Genomic DNA, 20,992 nt, shown 5'->3' with positions numbered 1-20,992 from the left:
CGCTGTTTAGGCCGGGAGGATATCGAATGAAGACAGGACTGCGCAGAGTAATAATCTTATTTCTTGCGTTGCTGGTACTGATCCAAGGCAATTTATTTACGCCTATGCTTGGCGGTACGGCGTACGCGCTTCAGGAGAGGAAAGCGGACATCGTATTTGTTATTGATACGACAGGTTCGATGGGATCCGTAATCGATAATGTCAAGCAAAATATTAATACTTTCGTCGATGTTCTTAGCAGTAATAACATTAGTGCCAGATTAGGACTGGTTACCTTTAAGGATATATATGAAGATGGACTGGACTCTACGAGTAACTACGGTTGGTTCGCAGACCCCAACGCTTTTAAGAATGCGCTGGGGGGAGTGAGTGTTGGGGGCGGAGGAGACAGTCCTGAATCGGCGGTTGACGGTTTGGAAGAGGCTAGAAGAATGACTTATCAGCAGCTTTCCAAAAAATTCATTATCCTGGTGACAGATGTGGATTACAAGGAAGGAACACACTACGATACACCAGGCGATGCGATTTCAATGAGTATGGAGATTAACAAGCTTAAAACAGACAACATCGTCACTTCGGTTGTATCTGACAGTAGCTATCAAGGGGCATATATTCCGCTGTACACTTCCAACAATGGAGTGTTCAGCAATATTTCCACTGCCTTTTCCTCTAATCTGTATGAGCTGACAAATATGATCAATGCCAACGCGGCACCGGCCATGTCGGTTGTTGCTCCGGTGCAGAACCAGATTTTTGGCGCCGCAGGCTCTTCGTTGATTCCGAAGATCTCAGTGTCCGACGCTAACGGCTATACGCTTACCGGGAAGTATTACCTTGACACGGAGGGGACTCCCAGGGATACACAGAGTGTCACTAATACGATAAGCGGCCAGATTATGACGTTCAGCAGCCTATCGTTCTCGGGATTATCGCAGGGCATGCATACAATAACCTTTGAGCTGACAGACCATTGGGCCAATCCGATTACACAGACGGTCAATTTCCAGGTTGACCAAACACCCCCGAATTTCGTCAGCAAAAATATTTCTTCAACAGAAACAACAATCACGGCAACTGAAAGTGCTGCGGATAGCACTTCAGGACTTGACCCTGCGCCCTACAGGATAACCATTGGTTCACTGGGCAGCGGGTGGACGGCGAACTCGTCTTATACGAGTACAGCTCTGCTGCCCAATACGGCATATAACGTAAAGCTGGAGGCCAGAGACAAGATTGGCAATATTGCCGCCTTCGAACAGCTCCAGTATACCAAAGCACAGGTCCCCGTTTTGACAGTGCAGCAATCAACGGAGACAACACTCAAAGCTGGAATTACAGATCAAAATCCGGGAGGCACTAAATATGTGCTCCGTCTGGGCTCGCAGTATATCAATGCTGATGGAACACTCGGGAGTGCACCGGTCTGGATTACTCCTGGGAGCAAAACCGTTCTTATCAAAGGCTTAACACCCGGCAGCAGCTATGCACTGTCGGGTAAGGCGCAGAATAATCAAGGGGTCGAAACAGCATTTAGCGCTAACATTACAGGAACAGCTCTGGCGGCTCCGCCGGCCTCGCTTACGGCTGAACTGCATCAGCAATCTATCAAGATTTCCTGGCCCAAGGTTCCAGGCGCGCTCCGTTACGATATTGAGGCTGACGGAGCTGTGATCAACAACGGCTTGTCAACAACTTACGAGCATACCGGCTTGTCACCGGTTACTCAGCACAGTTATAGAGTGAGAATTATCAATGCTGGCGGAACGGGGAACTGGGGAACTGCGTTTACCCGGCAAACTCTGCCCAACCCGCCTGAAAGCCCTGACGAGCTGGCAGCTACATCCACCCAGACGGAAATTTCGTTGAACTGGAATCTCACAGCAAGGGCTACCTACTATGAGGTTGAGCTGGACGGCAGCGTTAAAAATGTGGGTAATGTTAATGCCTTCACCTTCATGGGACTACAGCCTCTCACCGAATATAAATTCCGGGTTAGAGCGGGAAATACAGGCGGGACAAGCGACTGGAGCAGTGTGTTTACCAAAAAGACATTGCCAGTTCCGCCGCAGACTCCGACACGGATGAATGCCAGCCCTGCTATTCATTCCGTTTCCGTGAGCTGGGACAGTATGGACGGGGCAACCGGATATGAAATTGAAGTGGATGGCCTGATTGTGGAGAATGGCGACAAGGTCAAGTATACACATGAAGGCCTGGACGCCTTAAGCGGACATACCTACAGGGTGAGAGCCAAGAATATTGGCGGGAAAAGCCCGTGGAGCGCCCCCGTTGACGTCACAACACTTCCCGAAAAGCCAAGCGTTCCTTCCAATATCATTACCACATCAACGGATTCGCAAATTAATGCAGTATGGTATCTGGTACCGCACACAGACAATTACGAGATTGAAATGGATGGAAGCAAAGTTGTGAGTGTAACAAGTAATTCCTTTGTACACGATCAGCTGACGTCGGATTCCAAGCATGTCTACCGCATCCGCGCCAGAAATATCAGCGGTTACAGTGAGTGGTCCAAACCAGTCACAATGTCTACCATGCCTAAAGGAACAAGCGCCATGTCCCTGACCAACGTTGTAGCAGTGGTTACGAACAAATCAATCATGCTCTCCTGGGATACAGTGGCTCCGGACGCCCGCTATGATATTGAAGTCGACGGTGTCATCCAGGATAACGGGAAAGACACGATTTTTCAGCATTCGGGTCTTGCTGCGAATGAATTCCATACGTATAAAATCAGGCTGAAGGACTCCAAGGGGGTTGCGGATTGGGTCGCTGTGATTTCTCTGTCCACCCTACCGGATTTGCCGAATACGCCTTCCAAAGTACAGGCGAATGCCAAAGACACATCGATAGAGCTTCACTGGGATAAAGTGGAGGGGGCAACGGATTATGAGCTTGAAATCGATGGCGTCTCTGTGGATACCGGTGAACAAACTACGTACATCCATGGCAGTTTGCCATCCGGCACTGTGCATACCTACCGTGTGAGAGCCAAGAACCTTACCGGTGTTACCGTTTGGAGTCCGTCTATCCAACAGAGCACAACCAATCCGGATTATACCGTGCAGCTGGAGAATGATAAAATCTTGGATTTATCGCTGATTGCCTCTAATGTGCAGGACTTCAGCGAATTGACCTTCGTTATCACGTACGATCCCGATCAGCTGGAGGTCTATGATTTATTCGACTTCACCCCTAAAAAGGATCTGATCACCTCAGGCACCATTGAAGGTTCTAATCTGAATGTTGCCTACTCTCCGGGTAAAATTACGTTTAAGGTGAACCAGAATGTGGTTCCGGGAACGTCGTGGTCTGGAGAGGTGACGACCATCCTGCTAAGAGGCAAGATTAATGGTACAGCAACGATCAAAGTAAAGGCAGAATAGAGAATTACTCTTTAGGAGGCACCAAACGTGGCACGAAAACTACCTAGCAGGCTCATAGCGGTCTTTGTCGGCATAGCCCTCTTGACGGAAATAGCGGTCAACTTTATACCTCATCCTAAATTCGAGATGACCCTGACAGCGGATGACCGGGAAACGGCTGCGGAGATATCTAATACAACAGGGGTCCCGGTCAATAAAATTCTCAAGCTTAGGAAGACAGGCCTGGACTGGAATGAGGTCACGAATTCCCTGGAAAAGGTATCTTCAAGCAAGCTGAAGGAACAAATGCAGAGGCGGAGCAGTCTGATGGCTGAGTCCGGCTTGGATGCGGAATTCATACAGCAGCTGGAGACAGAAGGATTTACAGACGATCAAATCACGGAAGCCAGAATGCTTGTTGAACGGGTAATGTTCCAGCTGGACGAAATGGTCAGCGGTAATGAAGCAGTATCTCTCAAGCCGTCTGCCGCGCCTGTCCGGCCGGGGGAGGATAATCAGGCAGGGGAGGATAAGAAGCAGGAGCAGCGTGCGGCCTATCAGAATCTTCAACAGCTATTTGAAGAGAAGAAGGCGGTCGCCTTTATGCTGGAATTGAAGGATGACTTCGGTTCCTATCAGGCTGTCTTGAATGAATACCTGCTTGATATCCAGCTTAACCTCGATCTGCAGGAATACCGCAAGGATAAAGACAAGTATGAGCAAACAAGAGAATTGAAGAAGATAGAGCTTGGCAATAAGGAATGGATTACCTTGGACAAGCTAGAACAGGATATGCTCGACAAGCTGCAAAATAACTTGGTTAAGAATAAGGATACCGGAAGTGTTGCCGCCGGGAAAACTGCCTTAGCTGCACCAAATGATAAACAGGAAGCCGCTGTACTACCTGATGTTCCCGTTCCCGGAGCGGAAAGTGTGAAGCCGGTGAATCCGGCGGAGCACCTACGCCAGGAAATGGAGTCTATTGATCCCAACCATCGCTAATGGAGGAACTATACCAATGAAGCAAAGAAGTAAACGCACGAAAATCATTATCTTCACTCTTATTTGTGTATTTGTGCTGCAGACTGCTGTTTTCGCCTATGACAAAGTGATTCAGCAGCCGAATGAAGAGCGTAAGTTACAGTCTCAGGCTGATACAGTGAATCCACAACAGCTGAGCAAATCCGTCAGTGTGGCTGCGACTGCGGTTAATCAGGAGAGCGAAGATAAAGGTGCCTCGGAAACAGCCGCGCCGGATACGGGGAATCAGAACTATAACCAGTTCATTGCCGGACTCCGTGTGCAAAAGGTTTATAAGGAAGAGCTGGATCGTCTGATTTCTCTGGGTTATTCTCTGCAGAATGTAGAAATTACGTATGACTACTTATACCAGAATTATGGACTGAAAAGTGATTTGGAGAATCTGCTCAAGCAGAAAAAATCAGGTGCCGGCTGGGAGGAGATTTTCAAGGATTATCAAAAGAAGCACGAGCCTTTTCAGCCGCGGTCTTTTGATATGAAGGATCTGGATGCCCTGATGAGTTCCAGTGAGCTGCAATCCGATGACATTATGATCGCCGACCGGATTTCTTTTGTGTCAGGAAAGAGTGTAGACGAGATTGTGTCAAAACGGCTTGCCGCCGCAAGCTGGAGCAACGTCTGCGTTGAGCTGAATATCCTGCAGAACCCGGAGCAGCTTCCCCGGATTCAGGTGACAGCCGAACAGCTTGAGAAGTATGTACAGCCAGGTAAATTTGATGAGGCAGAGGTGACCAGAGCCTTTGTCATGGCGCAGAAGGTCAACCAGTCACCGGAGACTGTCATTGAGAGAATGAAGGCGGGCTTGTCAGATGAGGCCATTCTGGCTGAGTTTTATGTTCTGAAATACAAACAATAGCAATCTATTATCCAGTTTAATTCTGCCGGGGGTGCAGTTTTTGAAAATATTCATTCGTATATTCTTATTCTTTTCTTTAATTTTCTTAGTATTTCTTCCTTCAGCACATGCTGAAACTTTGCAGGAACGGCTAAATAATCTGGTAGGCCCCAAGCAGCAGTATGATACGATGCTGTCCCCGGCCTATCTGAGAACCAACAGGACCGAGGAAGAGATCAGTCCGCAGAGCGGTTCACTATCGATTGTACAGACGGATTATGTGCTGCCGGGCCGGAATGGCCTGGATCTGGAATTAAAACGGATCTATAAGAATCAGACCGCCAACGTTCAAGAGATGAAGGTGAAATACGTTGATGGAGCCTGGGTAGATTACGTGTACTCTGATGCCACAACCTCTTCCTTCGATGAAGACCGTTACAATCTTGGCATCGGGATGAGATTCTCTTTTCCTGAGATGGAAATCCGTAAAAACAGTGACGGCACCAGCTATAAATTTCTGCATACGGACAGCGGGGATATTTATACCCTTGCAGAATTTAGAGAGAACGGAGTGCCAGTCTACTATCCTGAGGGCCAGACGATTAAAGACGTTGTGGTCAAGGAATCCGCTGAATTTAAGAACAGCCAGGCTGACGGAGTCTCCAAATATGTCATGTCGGATAAAGCGGGGAAGAAGACTTATTTTGCCGAGGACGGCAGAATTCTTGGCATTGTCGACCGCTACGGTAACACCATTCAGTTTGAATATTCAACTTTAAGCTATACGACGGATGGTCAGGCCATTACAAAACGGCTGATCTCAAAAATCATTGATACCGTAGGGCGGGTCGTGACTCTTGATTATGTAGAGGACCATTCGCTGACCGTAGGGCCGATTACAGCGGACAGCTACGGGGCTGATGATTATTATCAGGCATCGCAAAATCCCAATAGTACCGATTCGGGGGATTTGAAGAACAAATTCCAGGTCGTGGTTCATTTACCGGGTAACCAGTCCATTATCTATGACAAGTCTGCCGTACTCGTCTCGGCTTCCAAGCATGTCATACGGACCCGCCTGCAGCGTGTGTTCGGTACCGATCAAAAAATAAAATATCATCTGTGGTATGAACAGCCGGATCTTGGGTTTACTTACAATAACGGTACGAAATATTCCGTATATAACCGCTACGAGAATCTTGTTCAGATCAGTGAGGCTGCTACCAATCATGTGTACAGGTATGTTTATAATACCTACACCAAACGGCTGAATGAAGGCAGTATGCAAATCAGAAAGATTTTTGAACAGCAGGATTTGGTAAAGAAGGGGTATAATGCGGCTGCCGCTAATTTTCTGGACAAGTTCACCGCAGAAGTGAAGTCAAAGCTAACCTACACCTATACTAATGAGGCGGACGGGTTCGGGACAACCGGCTACAAAGCAAACGATGACAGCTATTTAAAAGATACGTACCGCTACTATACCAAGATCACCGATTCCGGAGGCAGTACAACTACATATACATATAACGGCAAGCAGGACCTGATGGCAACGGAAAAGTTCGGAAAAGACCATCGGCAGGTAATTACTAATGAGCGCGATGAAATGAAACTGGTGAAGAAGGAAGTAACGGAGGATTACGCGGTTGTTGACGGCAAATCCACTGGCGATCCGCTGAGAAAAATTAAAAACTTCCATTATGACGAGTATGGTAATTTGCTTAACTATGTCGGACCGGAGGCAGCGCGGGACAGTCTGGGAAATCCGTTGAATGATGAGCATATGGTGGTGTATTCCTATGACTACAGCAAATTTCAGGCACTGACGAAAAAAACCTGGAAACAGGATGCGGACACAACCAGTCAAATCAATTATACGGTAGACGACAAGGGCAATGTGACCAAGGAAATGAAATCGAATAGCGATCCGAATCATCCTTGGGAAATTACAGAGCATACCTATGACAGCTACGGCAATCTTATTAAGACTACGGTGCACAGTGATAAGGATGTCGTTACTTATTACGAATACGGGCGTGATGCCAACGGCACGGATACTCAAGGCGCTTATCTGACCAAGGAATATCAGTACTGGAACGGCAAAGAAAATGCCAAAACGTACGCTTATGATATGAATACGGGGAATCTGGTCTTTGAGACCGATCCTAAGGGCATTAAGACCTCCTATCAATATGACGCACTTTACCGCGTGACCCGAAAGACACTCGGCAATGACCGAGCGATGGAATACCGGTATGAGGACAATCCGTATGCCAACTTTAGAATACAATTTACGGACCTGAACAATAACAGCTTCCTGTATGAATACGATATTGAAGGGACGCTGGTTAAGAGCAGCATACTCAATCAGGGAGCCTGGCACACGCTTTCCGCCATGGAATATGATGCCTTCGAGAATCTGACCAAAGAAACGGATTCCAACGGAAACAGCACCCGCTATGAGTACGACAGCAGCCAGCGCCTAATCAAGAAAACAGCTTACGAAAGCGATAAGGTAGCGAAGGGAACTACGACGCTCAGCTACCGGTTAAATGCGGATAGCCGTACAACCGTATTGTCCATTACAGATGAAGCGGGGTATACACAGAATTATTATTATGACATTTTGGAACAGCTGATTAAGCAGGAGGTTACTCCTGACAAGAGCACTTATTATACAAGTTTATATACTTACGACTATGTGGGCAATCAAATGAGCGCGACTGACGGAAGGAACAATACTACTCATTTCGAGTACGATCATCTGGACAGGAATACACGGGTAACGGACCCGCTCGGCAATCAGACGACAACCACGTACAATGCTGATGATCAAATCATGATGCAGAAGGAACCGGGGGGCAAAATTACCGAGTATACCTATGATGAACTTGGAAGGAATACGCTCAAAAAACTATATGAGGAGGGTTCCACGGATTATTATTACTCCACAACGTCGTATGATGCTGTAGGCAATGTTATTAAGAATACGGAAGGTAAGTTTACAGGGGGAGTAAACCGCGATTCCTCAAGGGTTACCTACGCCTATGACAATATCGGACAGCTGACAGATGAATACCCGGCTATTGATGATTCACAGTCAGGGCATATTCATTATGAATATGATGCCAATGGAAACCAGACCAAGGCTATTGAATACGGCGAAAATGACGGCAGCCTGCTGCGGACCAGTACAACCGAATATGATTTTGACAATAGGGTCACTCGGGAGACCACCTCGCTTAAGGAGATTGCGGGTAATGGTGCAACTGTGGTCCACGGAACTACCGAAGAGAAGATGACCTATGATTACGAAGGGAATATGCTCTCACAGCAGCAATTTGACGGGCAAAGCTATAATACGACTACCTATACCTATGATTACCGCAACCAGATGGTTACGAAGGTAGCGCCGTTTAATGGACAGGCTGTGCAGAGAACATCCTATCAGTATGATAAGGTCGGTAACCGGACTGCCGAGACAACCCTGATTCAGGGGGTAGAATCAACCACTACCTTTACCTTTGACGGAATGGGCCGGACGGTTGAGCAGATTGATCCGCTGGGGGATATAACCCGGTATGCTTATGATGCCGAGGATAACCTGATGAAGACCGTTGATCCCCGTTATTTCAGTAAGTCTATGGAGATTGCACCGGGCACAGAGAATGAATATGATGCGCTGAACCGTCTGGTGAAGACAAGCTCCTTCGATGGTAAAAACCGGGAGGTTATCGGTTATACAGAGTATGCGGATAACAGCGAGCTGGTAAGCAAAGATGTGGACGGTGAAGGCTATAATGCCGGGCACCCGGAATTATCCGTCGGCATAATCTACCAGTATGATGTGCTGGACAACCCGGTAGCTGTAATATCAGCTCAAACGGCACAGTTGAACAGCGGAAACGGCACGAAGCTGTTCACGAAGCAGATGAGCTACGATGGTTCAGGCCATGTGCTTGCGGAGACGGATGCTCTGGGCAGAACTACTACTTATGATTATGATCTACGAGGCAACCTGAAGCAGACCCGTTATGCCGATGGTACGCATGAGACTTATGAGTATGATCTTGCCGGGGATATGTATACAATCATGACTGACAAGGCAGGGCGAACCACTAAGGTATATAATACGGTATTCGGTACGCCTTATCTAAAAGAGTATCCGGACGGAACCACCGAAACGTTCCGCTATTCCGGTAAGGGCGAGCTGCTGGAGGAGCAGGATCAGTTGGGCAATTCCAACTACTACACCTATGATGCAGCCGGAAATGTGACAGAAACGAAAGAATACATCCGCTCTGATGCGGGCAAGGATTATTACAGACTTACCAGCACTGCCTTTAATGAGGCCGGACAGCCGATCAGCGAAGAGACCTTCCTGTATTGCGCCGAAAAAAGCAGCGGAAAAGAAATCAGCCGGACAAGTGCTGGCGACCGTATTGAGAATGTTTATGACAAAGCCGGACAGCTGATTAAGGTTAGCGGACCGCTTGACCGGGAGATGAAGCGGGAGTATGACCTTGCCGGAAATCTGATTACCGAGCAGAACAAGGTGAGCGCAGACAGCAATGAGGTGACCCGGTTTGAGTACGATGACCGGATGCGGCTTGTCAAAAAGTCATTACTGATAAAGACGGGGGACATCAGTTCAAGCTATTATGCCGGAGCTAAATTTGATTCTGTCTATCCGGAGCGGCTGCTCTCGTCAACCCTGCTCCAATATAACAAAGCGGATAAGCTGGTCAGTGAGACGGATGCGAACGGTCATATAACGCTCTATGAATATGACTATGATATGAATCAGGTCAAGAAGACGGATCCAGCCGGCGGGACTACCCTGTATAAGTATGATCTTGCAGGGAACATGTCAGCGGAGACAGACCCGCTCGGAAGTACCTACCGGTATGATTATGATGAGCTGAACCGTATCATCCGCAAGAGTGCGCCGGCCGCCGGTGGCGGCACCGCCACAACCCGGTACGTGTATGATGCTATGGGCAACCTGACCCGGGAGATTGCCCCTAACCAGTACCTGGAAGATAAAGACCAGCCTGCGTTGCTGTCCGCTCTTCCGGCCACCGTCTATACGTATGATAATATGAATCGTCAGACGGCGGTCATATCTCCGGACGGAAGCGGGGTTAACTACACAGGTTACGATGCGAAAGGCCGGGTAATTAAGGCAACGGACGGTCTTCAATACAAAGGCAGCCTGGCTGCATCCAAAGGCACGGTCTACAGCTATGACGGCCTGGACCAGCTGGTAAAGGAGACCGACGCAATAGGGAACAGCACAACGTATGAATATAACGTCCTTGGCCAGGTTACCAAGCAGACGGATGCAAGAGGCAACCCGACTACGTATGCTTACCAGGCGGACGGAACCTTGAGCAAGGCAGTGTTTGCTGACAGCAGCAGCATACAGTATACCTACGATAAGCTGGGAAGAAAGATCTCCCAGACAGATCAGCTGGGCCGGGCAACTCTGTTCAGCTATAACGCATTTGGTAAAGAAACGTCAATCAAAGATGTATACGGAAATACCGTCGAATACAAATATGATTTGAAAGGCAATCTTGTCTCTGAGAAGGATAAGCGCGGAAGTATCACACTACTGAAATACGACGCTGCGGACAGGCTGGTTGAAAAGAGAGCCCCAATTGAGCTTGATTCCAGTAAGAACAATATTTACTCCGTAGAGACATACAGCTATGATGCTGCGGGCAATCTGGTCAAGAAAAAACTCGTTAGCTCAAAGGACAGCTCATATTATCTGGAAAATACGTATACGTATTACGACAATAATATGCTCATGACTGCAGCGGATAACAGCGGATTCTACTCGAAGAGCGAATACGATAAGAATGGCAATCTGCTGAAAGTGGTTAAATTGCGGGATTCCTCGGGCGATGACATTGTAAAGTATGAATACGACCTTCAGAATCGTGTAGTTAAGCAAATTCGTCTGTTGGATGAGCAGGATATCGATACTTCAGCCGATCTCCCGAATCTGGCCAATCTGAAAGATCCGGAGTATCCGGGTAAAATCGATCAGATCACCGGATATGTCTATGATGTTATGGGAAATAAGGTGAAAGAGATCCAGCCGGGCGCATATGGCTATCTTGCCGAAGATCAGGTGAACCGGAATCTCTTTACGGTAACCTACACCTATGACCTGTTAAGCCGTGTAGACAAAATTATCAGTAAATACAATGGTAAAGATGTGTACAAGCAGTTCAGCTATGATGAGGTCAGTAACCGGACGGCCGTCCGGGATGAACAGAACAATATCACCCAGTATGTCTATGATGCGTTGAACCGTCTTGTAAGTACGACGGATGCAGCCGGGAATGTATTCTCTGTTGAATATGATCTAGGCGGCAATAAGACGGCTGATATCAACAGCAAGGGTGATAAGATGACGTACACGTATGACAAGCTTAACCGGCTTGTACTGACTCGTGATCCCTATGACGCTGTAATCACGCAGAATATTTATGATGCGAATGGTAATATCATTAAACGCATGGATGCCAAAGGATATGCAGCGGAGAGCTCCGATAAGGATCGATACGGGACGGCATTTACTTATAATCTGGCTAATCAATTGGTTGCTGTTCAAGATCCGGAGACGGCAGCAAACGGTACAGGACAAGAGCTTACCTTCAGCTATGCGTATGATGTGCTCGGACATGTGGTGCAGGAGACTGACGCGCTGGGCAATGTGACCAAGTATGCTTACGATTCTGCAGGCGATTTGTTAAAAGTGACTGACCCTTCGGGCAGCAGTGTAACTTATGAATATGACCGGGTAGGGAATAAGCTTTCTATGAAGGACAGCCGGGGCAAGGTTACACAATACGAGTACGGGGCTTTCAGCTTGTTAAGAGCTGTAACAGACGCAGCCAATCAGATGACTCAGTATATTTATGATCTGGCACTCAACAAGCAAGCGATGACAGATCCGCTGGGGAATAAGACACGATACACGTATAACCCGCAAAATGCACTGACTGAAGTGAAGGTGCTGGAGACTGGAGACCGGATTCTCTATGGTTACGATGAAGTAGGCAACCGTATCAGCATGACCGACGAGAACGGAACACGGAGCTATGTTTACGATGCCTTATATCAGCTGCTCAAGATACTGAATGGCGGCGAGACAGAGCTGGCCTACACCTATGATGCGGTGGGTAATGTGAAGAGTGTGACCGACAAGCTGAGTCATGTCACGAACTACACCTACGATAAGTCCAACCGGATGGAGCAGGTTTCCTACGACGGGAACAAGACTACCTATGTCTATGATGCTAACGGGAATCGTCAGTCGTTTACCCATTCGGGCGGAGTCAAGGAAGTTTACAGCTATGATAAGAACAACCGCGTAACAGGCGTAATCAACAAACAGCCGGATGGCAGTGTCATTTCCAGCTATAGCTACACATATGACAAAGCAGGCAGACAAAAAACCAAAAAAGACGGGTATGGCACCACCACCTACACGTATGATCAAGAAGGAAGAATCAAGCTTGTTGAATCACCGGGCAAAACAACAGCCTACACCTATGATGGATCAGGCAATCGGCTTACGATGCAGGAGACCTATGTGTCTATGCAGCCAAGCGGGTATGTAGACCCGGCAACCAAAGAGGATGTATCGTATAAGCTGAAGAAGAGCCAGTATGTCTATTCGGCAACGAACGAGCTGGTTCAATTGGAAGAGAAGATGCTGGATGCCGACAGCAACGAAGTGATATTCAAGACAACAGGTTATCTTTATGATGCCAACGGCAATGAGCTCAGCCAGAAGGTCAGCTATACGCGGCAGCATAATTCCGGTATGCGGACATCCACTGGAGGCTCTGTATACGGGGAAACACAAGCAGGAGAAATTGCCAGCATGATCGAAAAGGTTACCCAGACCTTCGACGGCTTCAACCGGCTGAAAAGTTCAGTCAAGGTAAAAGCAGGCAATCGGGTAACTTTGACCTATCAATATGACGGAGATGGACTGCGGCGGGAGAAGACCGTCAGCAGCTCAAGGGACGGGTATAAGGCCCAGACAACGCATTACACGTATGACCGTCAGCATGTCATCCTGGAGACGGGCGAGAACGGCGCCATGCTCAACCGTTATATCCGGGGGATTAACTACATTGCGCATTTTGATAAAGCGAATCAAGTGACCGATTACCTGTATAATGAACACGGTGACGTTGTACAGACGGTGACGAAGGCTGGTGCAATCGTCAACCAGTATGATTACGACGCCTTTGGCAATGCTTCGCTGACAATTGAAACCAAAGATGAACCGATCCGGTATGGAGGCGAATTTTTCGACAAGGAGACCGGATTGTACTACCTGCGGGCGCGTTACTACAACCCGTATACCGGAAGATTCATCTCAGAAGACAGCTATTGGGGAGAACAGAAAAATCCGCTGAGCTTGAACATGTATACTTATGCGGAGAATGATCCGATTCAATTCGTCGATCCGACGGGTCATAGTATTTTCGGGAAATTTAAAGAGGCGGTAAGCAGTGTCACAAATGCCGTAGTGAGCTCGACGAAAGCAGTGGCAAGCAGTGTCGCAAATGCTGTAGTGAGCTCGACGAAAGCAGTGGCAAGCACAGTCAAGTCAGCAGCGGTCTCCACGGCAAAAGCTGTGGTAAGCACGACCACGGCAGTGGCAAGCACGGTCAAAACGGCAGTAGTGACCACGGCGAAAGCTGCGGTAAGCACAACCATAGCCACAGTGAGTAAAGCAAAGTCAGCAGTAGTGACCACGGCGAAAGCGATAGCAAATACGGCCACAGCCGCGGTGAGCAAGGGCAAAGCGGCAGTTGTTACCGCGACTAAAGCCACGGCAAAAGTAGTCCAGGCTGTAGGGACAAACACCGCCAAAGCGGTAGTGAGTGCGACCCAGGCGGTAATAAATACAACTAAGGCGGTAGCGAATACGGCGAAATCGTCAGTGGTGAGCACAGCTAAAGCAACCAAGGCTGTAGTAACTACGGCGAAAGCCGCAGTAGTTACTACAGCAAAAGCCGCAGTAACATCGGCACAAGCAGCCTTGAGCAGCACCGCAAAAAAAGTAGCCAGTATGGCGAAAGAAGTAGCAAGTACCGCCAAAGCAACTGCTGTTAGTGCAACCAGAGCAGTGGTTAATGCCTCCAAGCCGGTCGTCGCCTCAGCTAAAAATATCCTGAGCGAAACCAAGAAAGGCCTGGATATCACACGTAAGCAAGACACGCCACTGGCCCGGAGCATCAATCAGGCGGTAGGGATTGCAGAAGGAGCATGGAGCTTCGGTAAATCAACGGTCACGGGAATTACAAGTGCGGTAGCCCATCCGATTGAGACCGTAAAAGGACTGGGGCAAGCAGTAGCCCACCCGATCCAAACCGGCAAGGCCATCGGCGGAGCGATTAGTGCAGAATGGAGCAAGAATGTAACGGGAGACAGTGCCGATACAAGAAGCAGAGCGAAATTCTTCACGGAAAGTGTGCTGACACTCGGATCGTTCTTTGTGGGAGCGGGAGAGCTCAAAGCAGTAGCAACAGCCTCCAAGGTCGAAAAAACAGTCGAAGCAGCAACTGTCGCAACAGATGTTGCTAAAGCAGGAACGACCGCGAGTAAGGTAGCCGATGTCGTACCGGAAATTGTGACAAGCGCTCCTAGACCGGGTAGACTGAAATTGGACCTGCAGCATTTTGCTAGTGATGCTGAGGGCACGGGTAAAGGTGCCGTGGATGAGTATGGAATTCTGAAGAAAGACACAAGTGTGCCTGGACAAGCCCATCATTTAAATCAAGACGCTGCGTATAGGGATGTTATTCCCACAAATAAAGGAATGTCAACAAAATTAGAAGGCAACGCCTTCTCGGAAGCAGGTTCCCCGCACTACAATGCACATGAAAGTTTAGAGCAGTTTTGGAATCAATATAGACGAGGCGGAGCAAATTTTGGTGAAGTGCCTACAAATTTGGAGTATTCAAAGGCTATGGTTGATTCTTTAAAATCAGCCGGGTATACTCAACAGGAAGCGATGAAGACTGCAGCAAAAGCAGTAGAACAACGTGTCCAACACGGGTTGCTTGGGGGAATGCCAGTGCCTAGAATTCCTGGAAAAATCAATCAGAGTCCAAGACCCTAAACTGAGGTGCATTGTATTGAAGATAAACAGACGAATATTTGAAAGAATTGATAACATTAAGTGGTTTGCAAATTGTGGAGTCCCTATAAATGGTGAGGGTGTTAATCAAAATACCGTTCAAGTTAACAGTTGGGAGCAAGCGCAAATATGGTACTCAGATGTTAATTGGGAGAATACAACATTAGAGGCGAGAAATACTCTAACTGAATTTCTGCATTCCAGATATCCTAATAAATATCTGGAATGGAACAACACTGTAAGAGATGCAAAGAGATATATTGAGTCGTCTCTGTCATCCAGATTGCAAAGTTACAGAGAACAAAATGATCTCGATAATGTCTTTGTTGATTGTGTTAAGTGGGATGTACTTAATGCAATTATGGAATGCGCTTATTCTGAATGCAAAAAGCTTCCTGTATTTTTCCTAGACTTACTTCTAGTTTACGAGAATGGTAATTTTCCATGTGGTTGGGATGGCGAATATCCAAACAATGGGAAGTTGGTAGTATACTAAGAGGGATTATTGAACACATGAGAATTATTTGCCTTGATTGGCTTTATGCCTTTCAAGGTTCTTTTTTGCAGGGGCATTTTTTCCACACCGAAGTATCAATTAAACGTTTGCGAAAGCAGAGAGAGTGCGGAGTTTCGGGAAATAGAAGGAGCGAAATTCTTCACAGAAAGTGCGCTGACGATTGGGGAGTTCTTTGTAAGAGCGGGAGAACTCAAAGCAGTAGCAACAGCCTCCAAGGTCGAAAAAACAGCTGAAACGGCGAATGTCGTAACAGATGTTGCCAAAGCAGGAACAACGGCGAGTAAGGTAGACGATGTCGTACCGGAATTTGTGACAAGCGCCCCTAGACCGGGTAGACTGAAATTGGACCTGCAGCATTTTGCTAGTGATGCTGAGGGGATGGGTCATGCTCCAGTTCCTACAAAGCCCGGTGGGGGAAGCAATCCAAATGATTTTGTTAACCCACACTCTGAAAAGCACCTGTATGACCCAGATAAGCCATCGACTCCAAATCGTTCACAATATGGTGAAGATGTTGATGTTGGGAAATTAAGACAAGAAACAATGACTAATTCTGATAAAGCATATTCAAACTGGCCCAATCCCAATAACCCTAATACACAAAGAATAACTAAGTATTATAAAGAGTTTGACGGGAACATTAGTACACCTGATACTCCGACAGGAAGTCATAGAGTGTTTGAAAACTTGGATGACCCTACGAGAAGTTCACATTTTCCTTACGTTCCAAGAAAATAAAATTAGGTGGTGATAGGATGAATGGCATGCTATATCACGCTTACTTGCCCGAAGGCCATGAACATTATGTTTCCATGGAAGAGATTATGTCGGGCGGTATAAACCATACAACCAAATCTAACAACCGATACAGCAATGGTGGCAGGGTGAAACTTGATGTAACTGAGCGGTTTAGACCTTTGAATACACCCAATTGGGTTAATTTCAGAGAAGCAATCGGTGTTGATATGGTTAATCGGTTTACAAAGTCATTTTGCTTTCCTGAATTTACAAGTGAAATCTTAGTCTTTGATGGAGAAATTTCATTATCCATTTATGACCAAGCATTTTATGAGGATTTGAAGGATACTGATGAGGAAGCACTAAATTTTGATACAGGTGAAAGTTTAGAACACTGGGTGACATTGTATTGGGACAGCTTGATGACACTTGACGAATACAAAGCAAAGAAACCCTATGCAAAACCGGAAGTATTGGTTTTTGAGCCAGTTCCTAAAGAGATTATCCAAGTATGTGAAGAATAAATAATGTCTACCTCGATCGTCTTCTAGCCTTTCGAGGTTCCTTTTTGAATCATACTCTACATTCCGGTATTGGTTTTGGTCTAAAGATCCAATAGTTGAAATGATAGAGTTTGAATAACAAATTCAAACTCCCAAGAGAGAAATAACTTCTCTTTTGGGAGTTTTGTTCTTCAGAGAACATGGCGAGTGCTGGGTAGATATTGAACAATTACTTTTAGTGATGTGTATTGATGAGATGTGGAAATCAATTAGTGATAGTGATTTGAAAGAGATGATTGATGGAATTAATTTATTTCAGTCCTGATAGCCCACCCGATCCAAACCGGGAAGGCCATCGGCGGAGCGATTAGTGCAGAATGGAGCAAGAATGTAACGGGAGACAGTGCCGATACAAGAAGCAGAGCGAAATTCTTCACGGAAAGTGTGCTGACACTCGGGTCGTTCTTTGTGGGAGCGGGAGAGCTCAAAGCAGTAGCAACAGCTTACAAGGTCGAAAAAACAGTCGAAGCAGCAACTGTCGCAACAGATGTTGCCAAAGCAGGAACAACTGCGAGTAAGGTAGCCGATGTCGTACCGGAAATTGTGACAAGCGCCCCTAGACCGGGTAGACTGAAATTGGACCTGCAGCATTTTGCTAGTGATGCTGGGGATACGGGTAAAGTTCAGACATTCAATCCTAATGAAATTCGATTTAGCCAAAATAAAGTTAACGATGCAGCAGAGATAATAGAAAGTATGAAGGGAAATGGCTGGGTAGGTTCTCCTATTGAAGTTGTCAGAATGCCAGATAGTAAGTTGACCACAATCGATAATACTCGTGTGCTATCTGCAAAATAGGCAAATATTGATGTTAAGGCTATTGTTCATGATGCGAATGTAGCATTGCCAGATAGCTACATTGAACGATTTACTACGAAAAAAGGTGTACCTACAACATGGGGAGATGCTATTGAATTGAGAATTGGTAAACAAGGAGCAGCCTATAAAAATACGTATCCTAACGGATCAAATATTACTGGATGGGATGGTAAATAGCATGGGAATAAATTTACTTGATACTTCTCAATTACCGATGGATTTCAAATATCCTGATGACTTCCTAAGGATAGTTAGACTTAATTTAGTAGATTTTGATTTATGGTATATAATGAATGAAGATCAGGTTCTTCAGAGGTTAAAAGGATTAAAAATGAGATATCCGGATCGATTGTTAATTCCCTTTGCTCGCAGGGATGATAACGATGACATTGCATGTTTTGAAATAGGAAAGAGTGAAGAAGTGCAGATCATCCATGACTTTGCGTCCCCTGGCCATGAACAACGGAAGTCATACTCTAAATTCTGGCACTGGTTTAAAGAGGCAATAGATGAAATGATACAGTTTGAATAACAAATTCAAAATCTCAAGAGAGAATTAACTTCTCTTTTGGGATTTTTGTTTATCAAGAATATAGCGAAGGTGATGTTGAGATTGGATTATTTAAAACTCAGCAAAGAGGTATCATATGCGTTACGTCATGCGCCTTGGGAATATGAGCTAGAGTTGGATAATGAGGACTGGGTAGATATTGAACGGGAAGATAAGGGCATTATATGGTCACTCCGTACCTCAAAGAATACAGAAGACAGTTGGAATTCCCCCTTACAAGCTCAACAAGGTGCTGTATCATTGCCTGCAATTAATCGTTATACTCAACGTTTATCAAATGGCGAGATTCCACCTCCAATCAAAGTTGATAATAACATTATTGTGGATGGTAATCATCGTTACAGGCAGAGTATCTGGAGTTGACATATCTACTACTCCTTATCCTGGTGGTAAGCCAGATAGTGTTGTTAAATGGGGAAATGTAAAAATTGATCCTTTTGATTGGGAAACAAATAATAAAGAGGGTGAACAAAATTATTATTATTAATTGTATTGCAAATGAACCAATACAACTTCATGTGGATTCACTTGAAAAATCAAATTTAGACAATTTAAACTTGCATAGAGCTATTCTTAATCAAGAAAATTTATGCGGATCAAGTTTAGTAGGAACAAATTTACGTGGTGCTGAGATTAAAGAGGCGAATTTAAGTAGAACAAATTTAACATGTGCTTTGCTGATGGTAGCAATACTTGAAAATTCTAATTTAGAGTCTTCAAATCTTACAAAGGCAAAACTTGCAGGAGCTGACTTAAGTAATGCTAACTTAAGTAACGCTATTTTAGTTGGAGCCGATGTATGGAATACTAATTTTAAATACGCAAAATTAATGGGAGCTAATATGTTGTGTGAAAGGATACAAGATATTGTACTTGAAGGTGCTTTATTTGATGAAAATACTATTTGGCCACCAATGTTTAACCCGTTGGAGTATGGAGCGATCAAGATTTGAATTTAATTACGTCAAGTAATAAATTTAGATATTATTACAATAGGATTCGAATAGCGTAAGTATTATCCTTATTATAGTTAGCTTTTTGGACCTTCACTGGCTCATGCCTTTTTAATTTCCTTTTTACGCACGTAAATGCTTGAAAAGTATAACCTAATACACTAAAGCAGGAATTCCTTCAGAGGTTCAAAATTTCTGAGATTTGAAACAGGCAATGTAATATAAAAATCTATGACTCTTAAAACCTTGATTGGCTTCGTGCCTTTTGAGGTTTCTTTTTGTTGGGGCTACCTAGTGCCGGATGAATTCTTAATTCAACCAGTAGCACACTTAACCTATGTAATACCCATATAGAGATTTCGTCGCTAGCCACCTTGCCGCTAATATAGTCCGAAATCCGTTAAAAAATTTAGGTTGGGGGCTGAACGTGAAAGACGTACAAGTTTCGATTGACCGCATTGTAGTCGGGTTTACGGACATCTACTGGGATTTCTATAATCCTTTTAAGTTAAGATTAGGTCAGTATCTAGATGCTTCCTTGAGTTTGAAGGAAAAAGGATTTAAGTACTATTTGAATGTTTGCGAGTGATGTTGAAGTAACAAAACCCGGAAGAAAGGATGCCAGTCAATTATACGATTACTTGAATAACGGAAAGTATCAAAAATAGTATTTTTAAGTTGAATAGGGGGTGGAGGTTTCTTCCATCCCCACTTACGAGGTGGAATCCATGGCTGATGTGATTTTTGATTGTACTCAATTTCTTTCATTTGATTTAGATGTAGAAGCAGACGTAGATGTTTCATCACTAATAGTATCACTATTCGAAAAAAGTAATCTCTTTAGGGTATTATCTAAAAGTGTGATTTCTGAGCACAAGCTCTCTCATCTTGCTCAATTTATTAATACCGATACCGTTGAGATTCAAAATCAAGAGTTTATTGGTGAATTTGATGAATGGTTTGAAATGGATGAAATACCTTACCCAATTCAACAATTTGGACAAAGCATTCAGGAACTCTATAAAAATAAGTATATTAAAAAACTTACAATTATTCTTGTCAGATACGCCTATAGTGAAAAGAATACCGATACAGTTTTTATTGAGGATTATCAATGTGAGAATATTTATGAGGGTTTGTATCATGCTTCATGTTTCGGTAACTCGGGAAATATTGTGGTATTAAGACTGAGCAAAACTTAATTTTATGTATAACAACTCGGTGTAGAATAATTTTATTAATCATTCAATAACACGTATAGGGTTATGCACATATCAAATCTTAAATATTCACCCTATTAGCGCTATGGCTTTACATTTTATGGTCAATCATTGTCAGATACGACAATGATTGACCATTTTTGTTCTTTTTTTTCTTGCCTTCTTTAAA

11 protein-coding genes and 1 pseudogene are annotated in these 20,992 nt (G+C 45.2%); all 12 read left to right on the top strand.

Annotation, left to right across the window (positions count from 1 at the left end; translation table 11 throughout):
- Positions 1–26: 26 nt before the first annotated feature.
- The 12 genes and pseudogenes from A3849_RS02180 (at position 27) to A3849_RS02125 (ending at position 20,805) form a co-directional block, all read left to right on the top strand.
- Positions 27–3,407, top strand: a complete 3,381-nt coding sequence (locus A3849_RS02180; protein WP_074109961.1) for a fibronectin type III domain-containing protein — start codon at positions 27–29, stop codon at positions 3,405–3,407.
- 27 nt (positions 3,408–3,434) lie between these two features.
- Positions 3,435–4,388: a hypothetical protein gene (locus tag A3849_RS02175; protein WP_074109960.1), complete on the top strand. Its 954-nt coding sequence runs from the start codon at positions 3,435–3,437 to the stop codon at positions 4,386–4,388.
- A gap of 16 nt (positions 4,389–4,404) precedes the next feature.
- A complete protein-coding gene (locus tag A3849_RS02170; RefSeq protein WP_074109959.1) occupies positions 4,405–5,283 on the top strand; it encodes a hypothetical protein in 879 nt (292 codons plus the stop codon).
- 40 nt (positions 5,284–5,323) lie between these two features.
- Positions 5,324–15,424 carry an RHS repeat-associated core domain-containing protein gene (locus A3849_RS02165; RefSeq protein ID WP_074109958.1) on the top strand — a complete coding sequence of 3,367 codons (10,101 nt, stop codon included), beginning with the start codon at positions 5,324–5,326 and terminating at the stop codon, positions 15,422–15,424.
- 16 nt (positions 15,425–15,440) lie between these two features.
- Positions 15,441–15,938: a hypothetical protein gene (locus A3849_RS02160; protein ID WP_074109957.1), complete on the top strand. Its 498-nt coding sequence runs from the start codon at positions 15,441–15,443 to the stop codon at positions 15,936–15,938.
- 33 nt (positions 15,939–15,971) lie between these two features.
- Positions 15,972–16,697, top strand: coding sequence for a hypothetical protein (locus A3849_RS33445; protein ID WP_256700619.1), 726 nt, complete (start codon positions 15,972–15,974; stop codon positions 16,695–16,697).
- A 17-nt stretch (positions 16,698–16,714) separates the two neighbouring features.
- Entirely contained in the window at positions 16,715–17,221 is a 507-nt protein-coding gene (locus A3849_RS32660; protein ID WP_074109956.1) for a DNA polymerase III, read from the top strand.
- A 447-nt stretch (positions 17,222–17,668) separates the two neighbouring features.
- On the top strand, positions 17,669–18,058 hold the full coding sequence (locus tag A3849_RS33440) for a hypothetical protein (protein ID WP_256700618.1): 390 nt from the start codon (positions 17,669–17,671) through the stop codon (positions 18,056–18,058).
- Between the two features lie 199 nt (positions 18,059–18,257).
- Positions 18,258–18,611, top strand: a complete 354-nt coding sequence (locus A3849_RS02140; protein ID WP_083613333.1) for a hypothetical protein — start codon at positions 18,258–18,260, stop codon at positions 18,609–18,611.
- Between the two features lie 72 nt (positions 18,612–18,683).
- A pseudogene (locus A3849_RS31990) lies at positions 18,684–18,891 on the top strand (RNA 2'-phosphotransferase); the annotation flags it as partial.
- 223 nt (positions 18,892–19,114) lie between these two features.
- Positions 19,115–19,603: a pentapeptide repeat-containing protein gene (locus A3849_RS02130; protein ID WP_178382580.1), complete on the top strand. Its 489-nt coding sequence runs from the start codon at positions 19,115–19,117 to the stop codon at positions 19,601–19,603.
- A gap of 728 nt (positions 19,604–20,331) precedes the next feature.
- Entirely contained in the window at positions 20,332–20,805 is a 474-nt protein-coding gene (locus A3849_RS02125; RefSeq protein WP_074109954.1) for a hypothetical protein, read from the top strand.
- Positions 20,806–20,992 lie beyond the last annotated feature (187 nt).

The organism is Paenibacillus sp. P46E, from assembly GCF_001909095.1.
Classification (GTDB): Bacteria; Bacillota; Bacilli; order Paenibacillales; family Paenibacillaceae; genus Paenibacillus_AQ; species Paenibacillus_AQ helianthi.
This window is presented reverse-complemented; position numbering and strand designations above follow the sequence as displayed.

Excerpts from the sequence above, each read along its gene's own strand:
- A3849_RS32660 (WP_074109956.1), top strand. The coding sequence starts at position 16,715 with ATGAATGGCATGCTATATCACGCTTACTTGCCCGAAGGCCATGAACAT.
- A3849_RS02170 (WP_074109959.1), top strand. The coding sequence starts at position 4,405 with ATGAAGCAAAGAAGTAAACGCACGAAAATCATTATCTTCACTCTTATT.
- A3849_RS02180 (WP_074109961.1), top strand. The coding sequence starts at position 27 with ATGAAGACAGGACTGCGCAGAGTAATAATCTTATTTCTTGCGTTGCTG.
- A3849_RS02140 (WP_083613333.1), top strand. The coding sequence starts at position 18,258 with ATGGGAATAAATTTACTTGATACTTCTCAATTACCGATGGATTTCAAA.
- A3849_RS02125 (WP_074109954.1), top strand. The coding sequence starts at position 20,332 with ATGGCTGATGTGATTTTTGATTGTACTCAATTTCTTTCATTTGATTTA.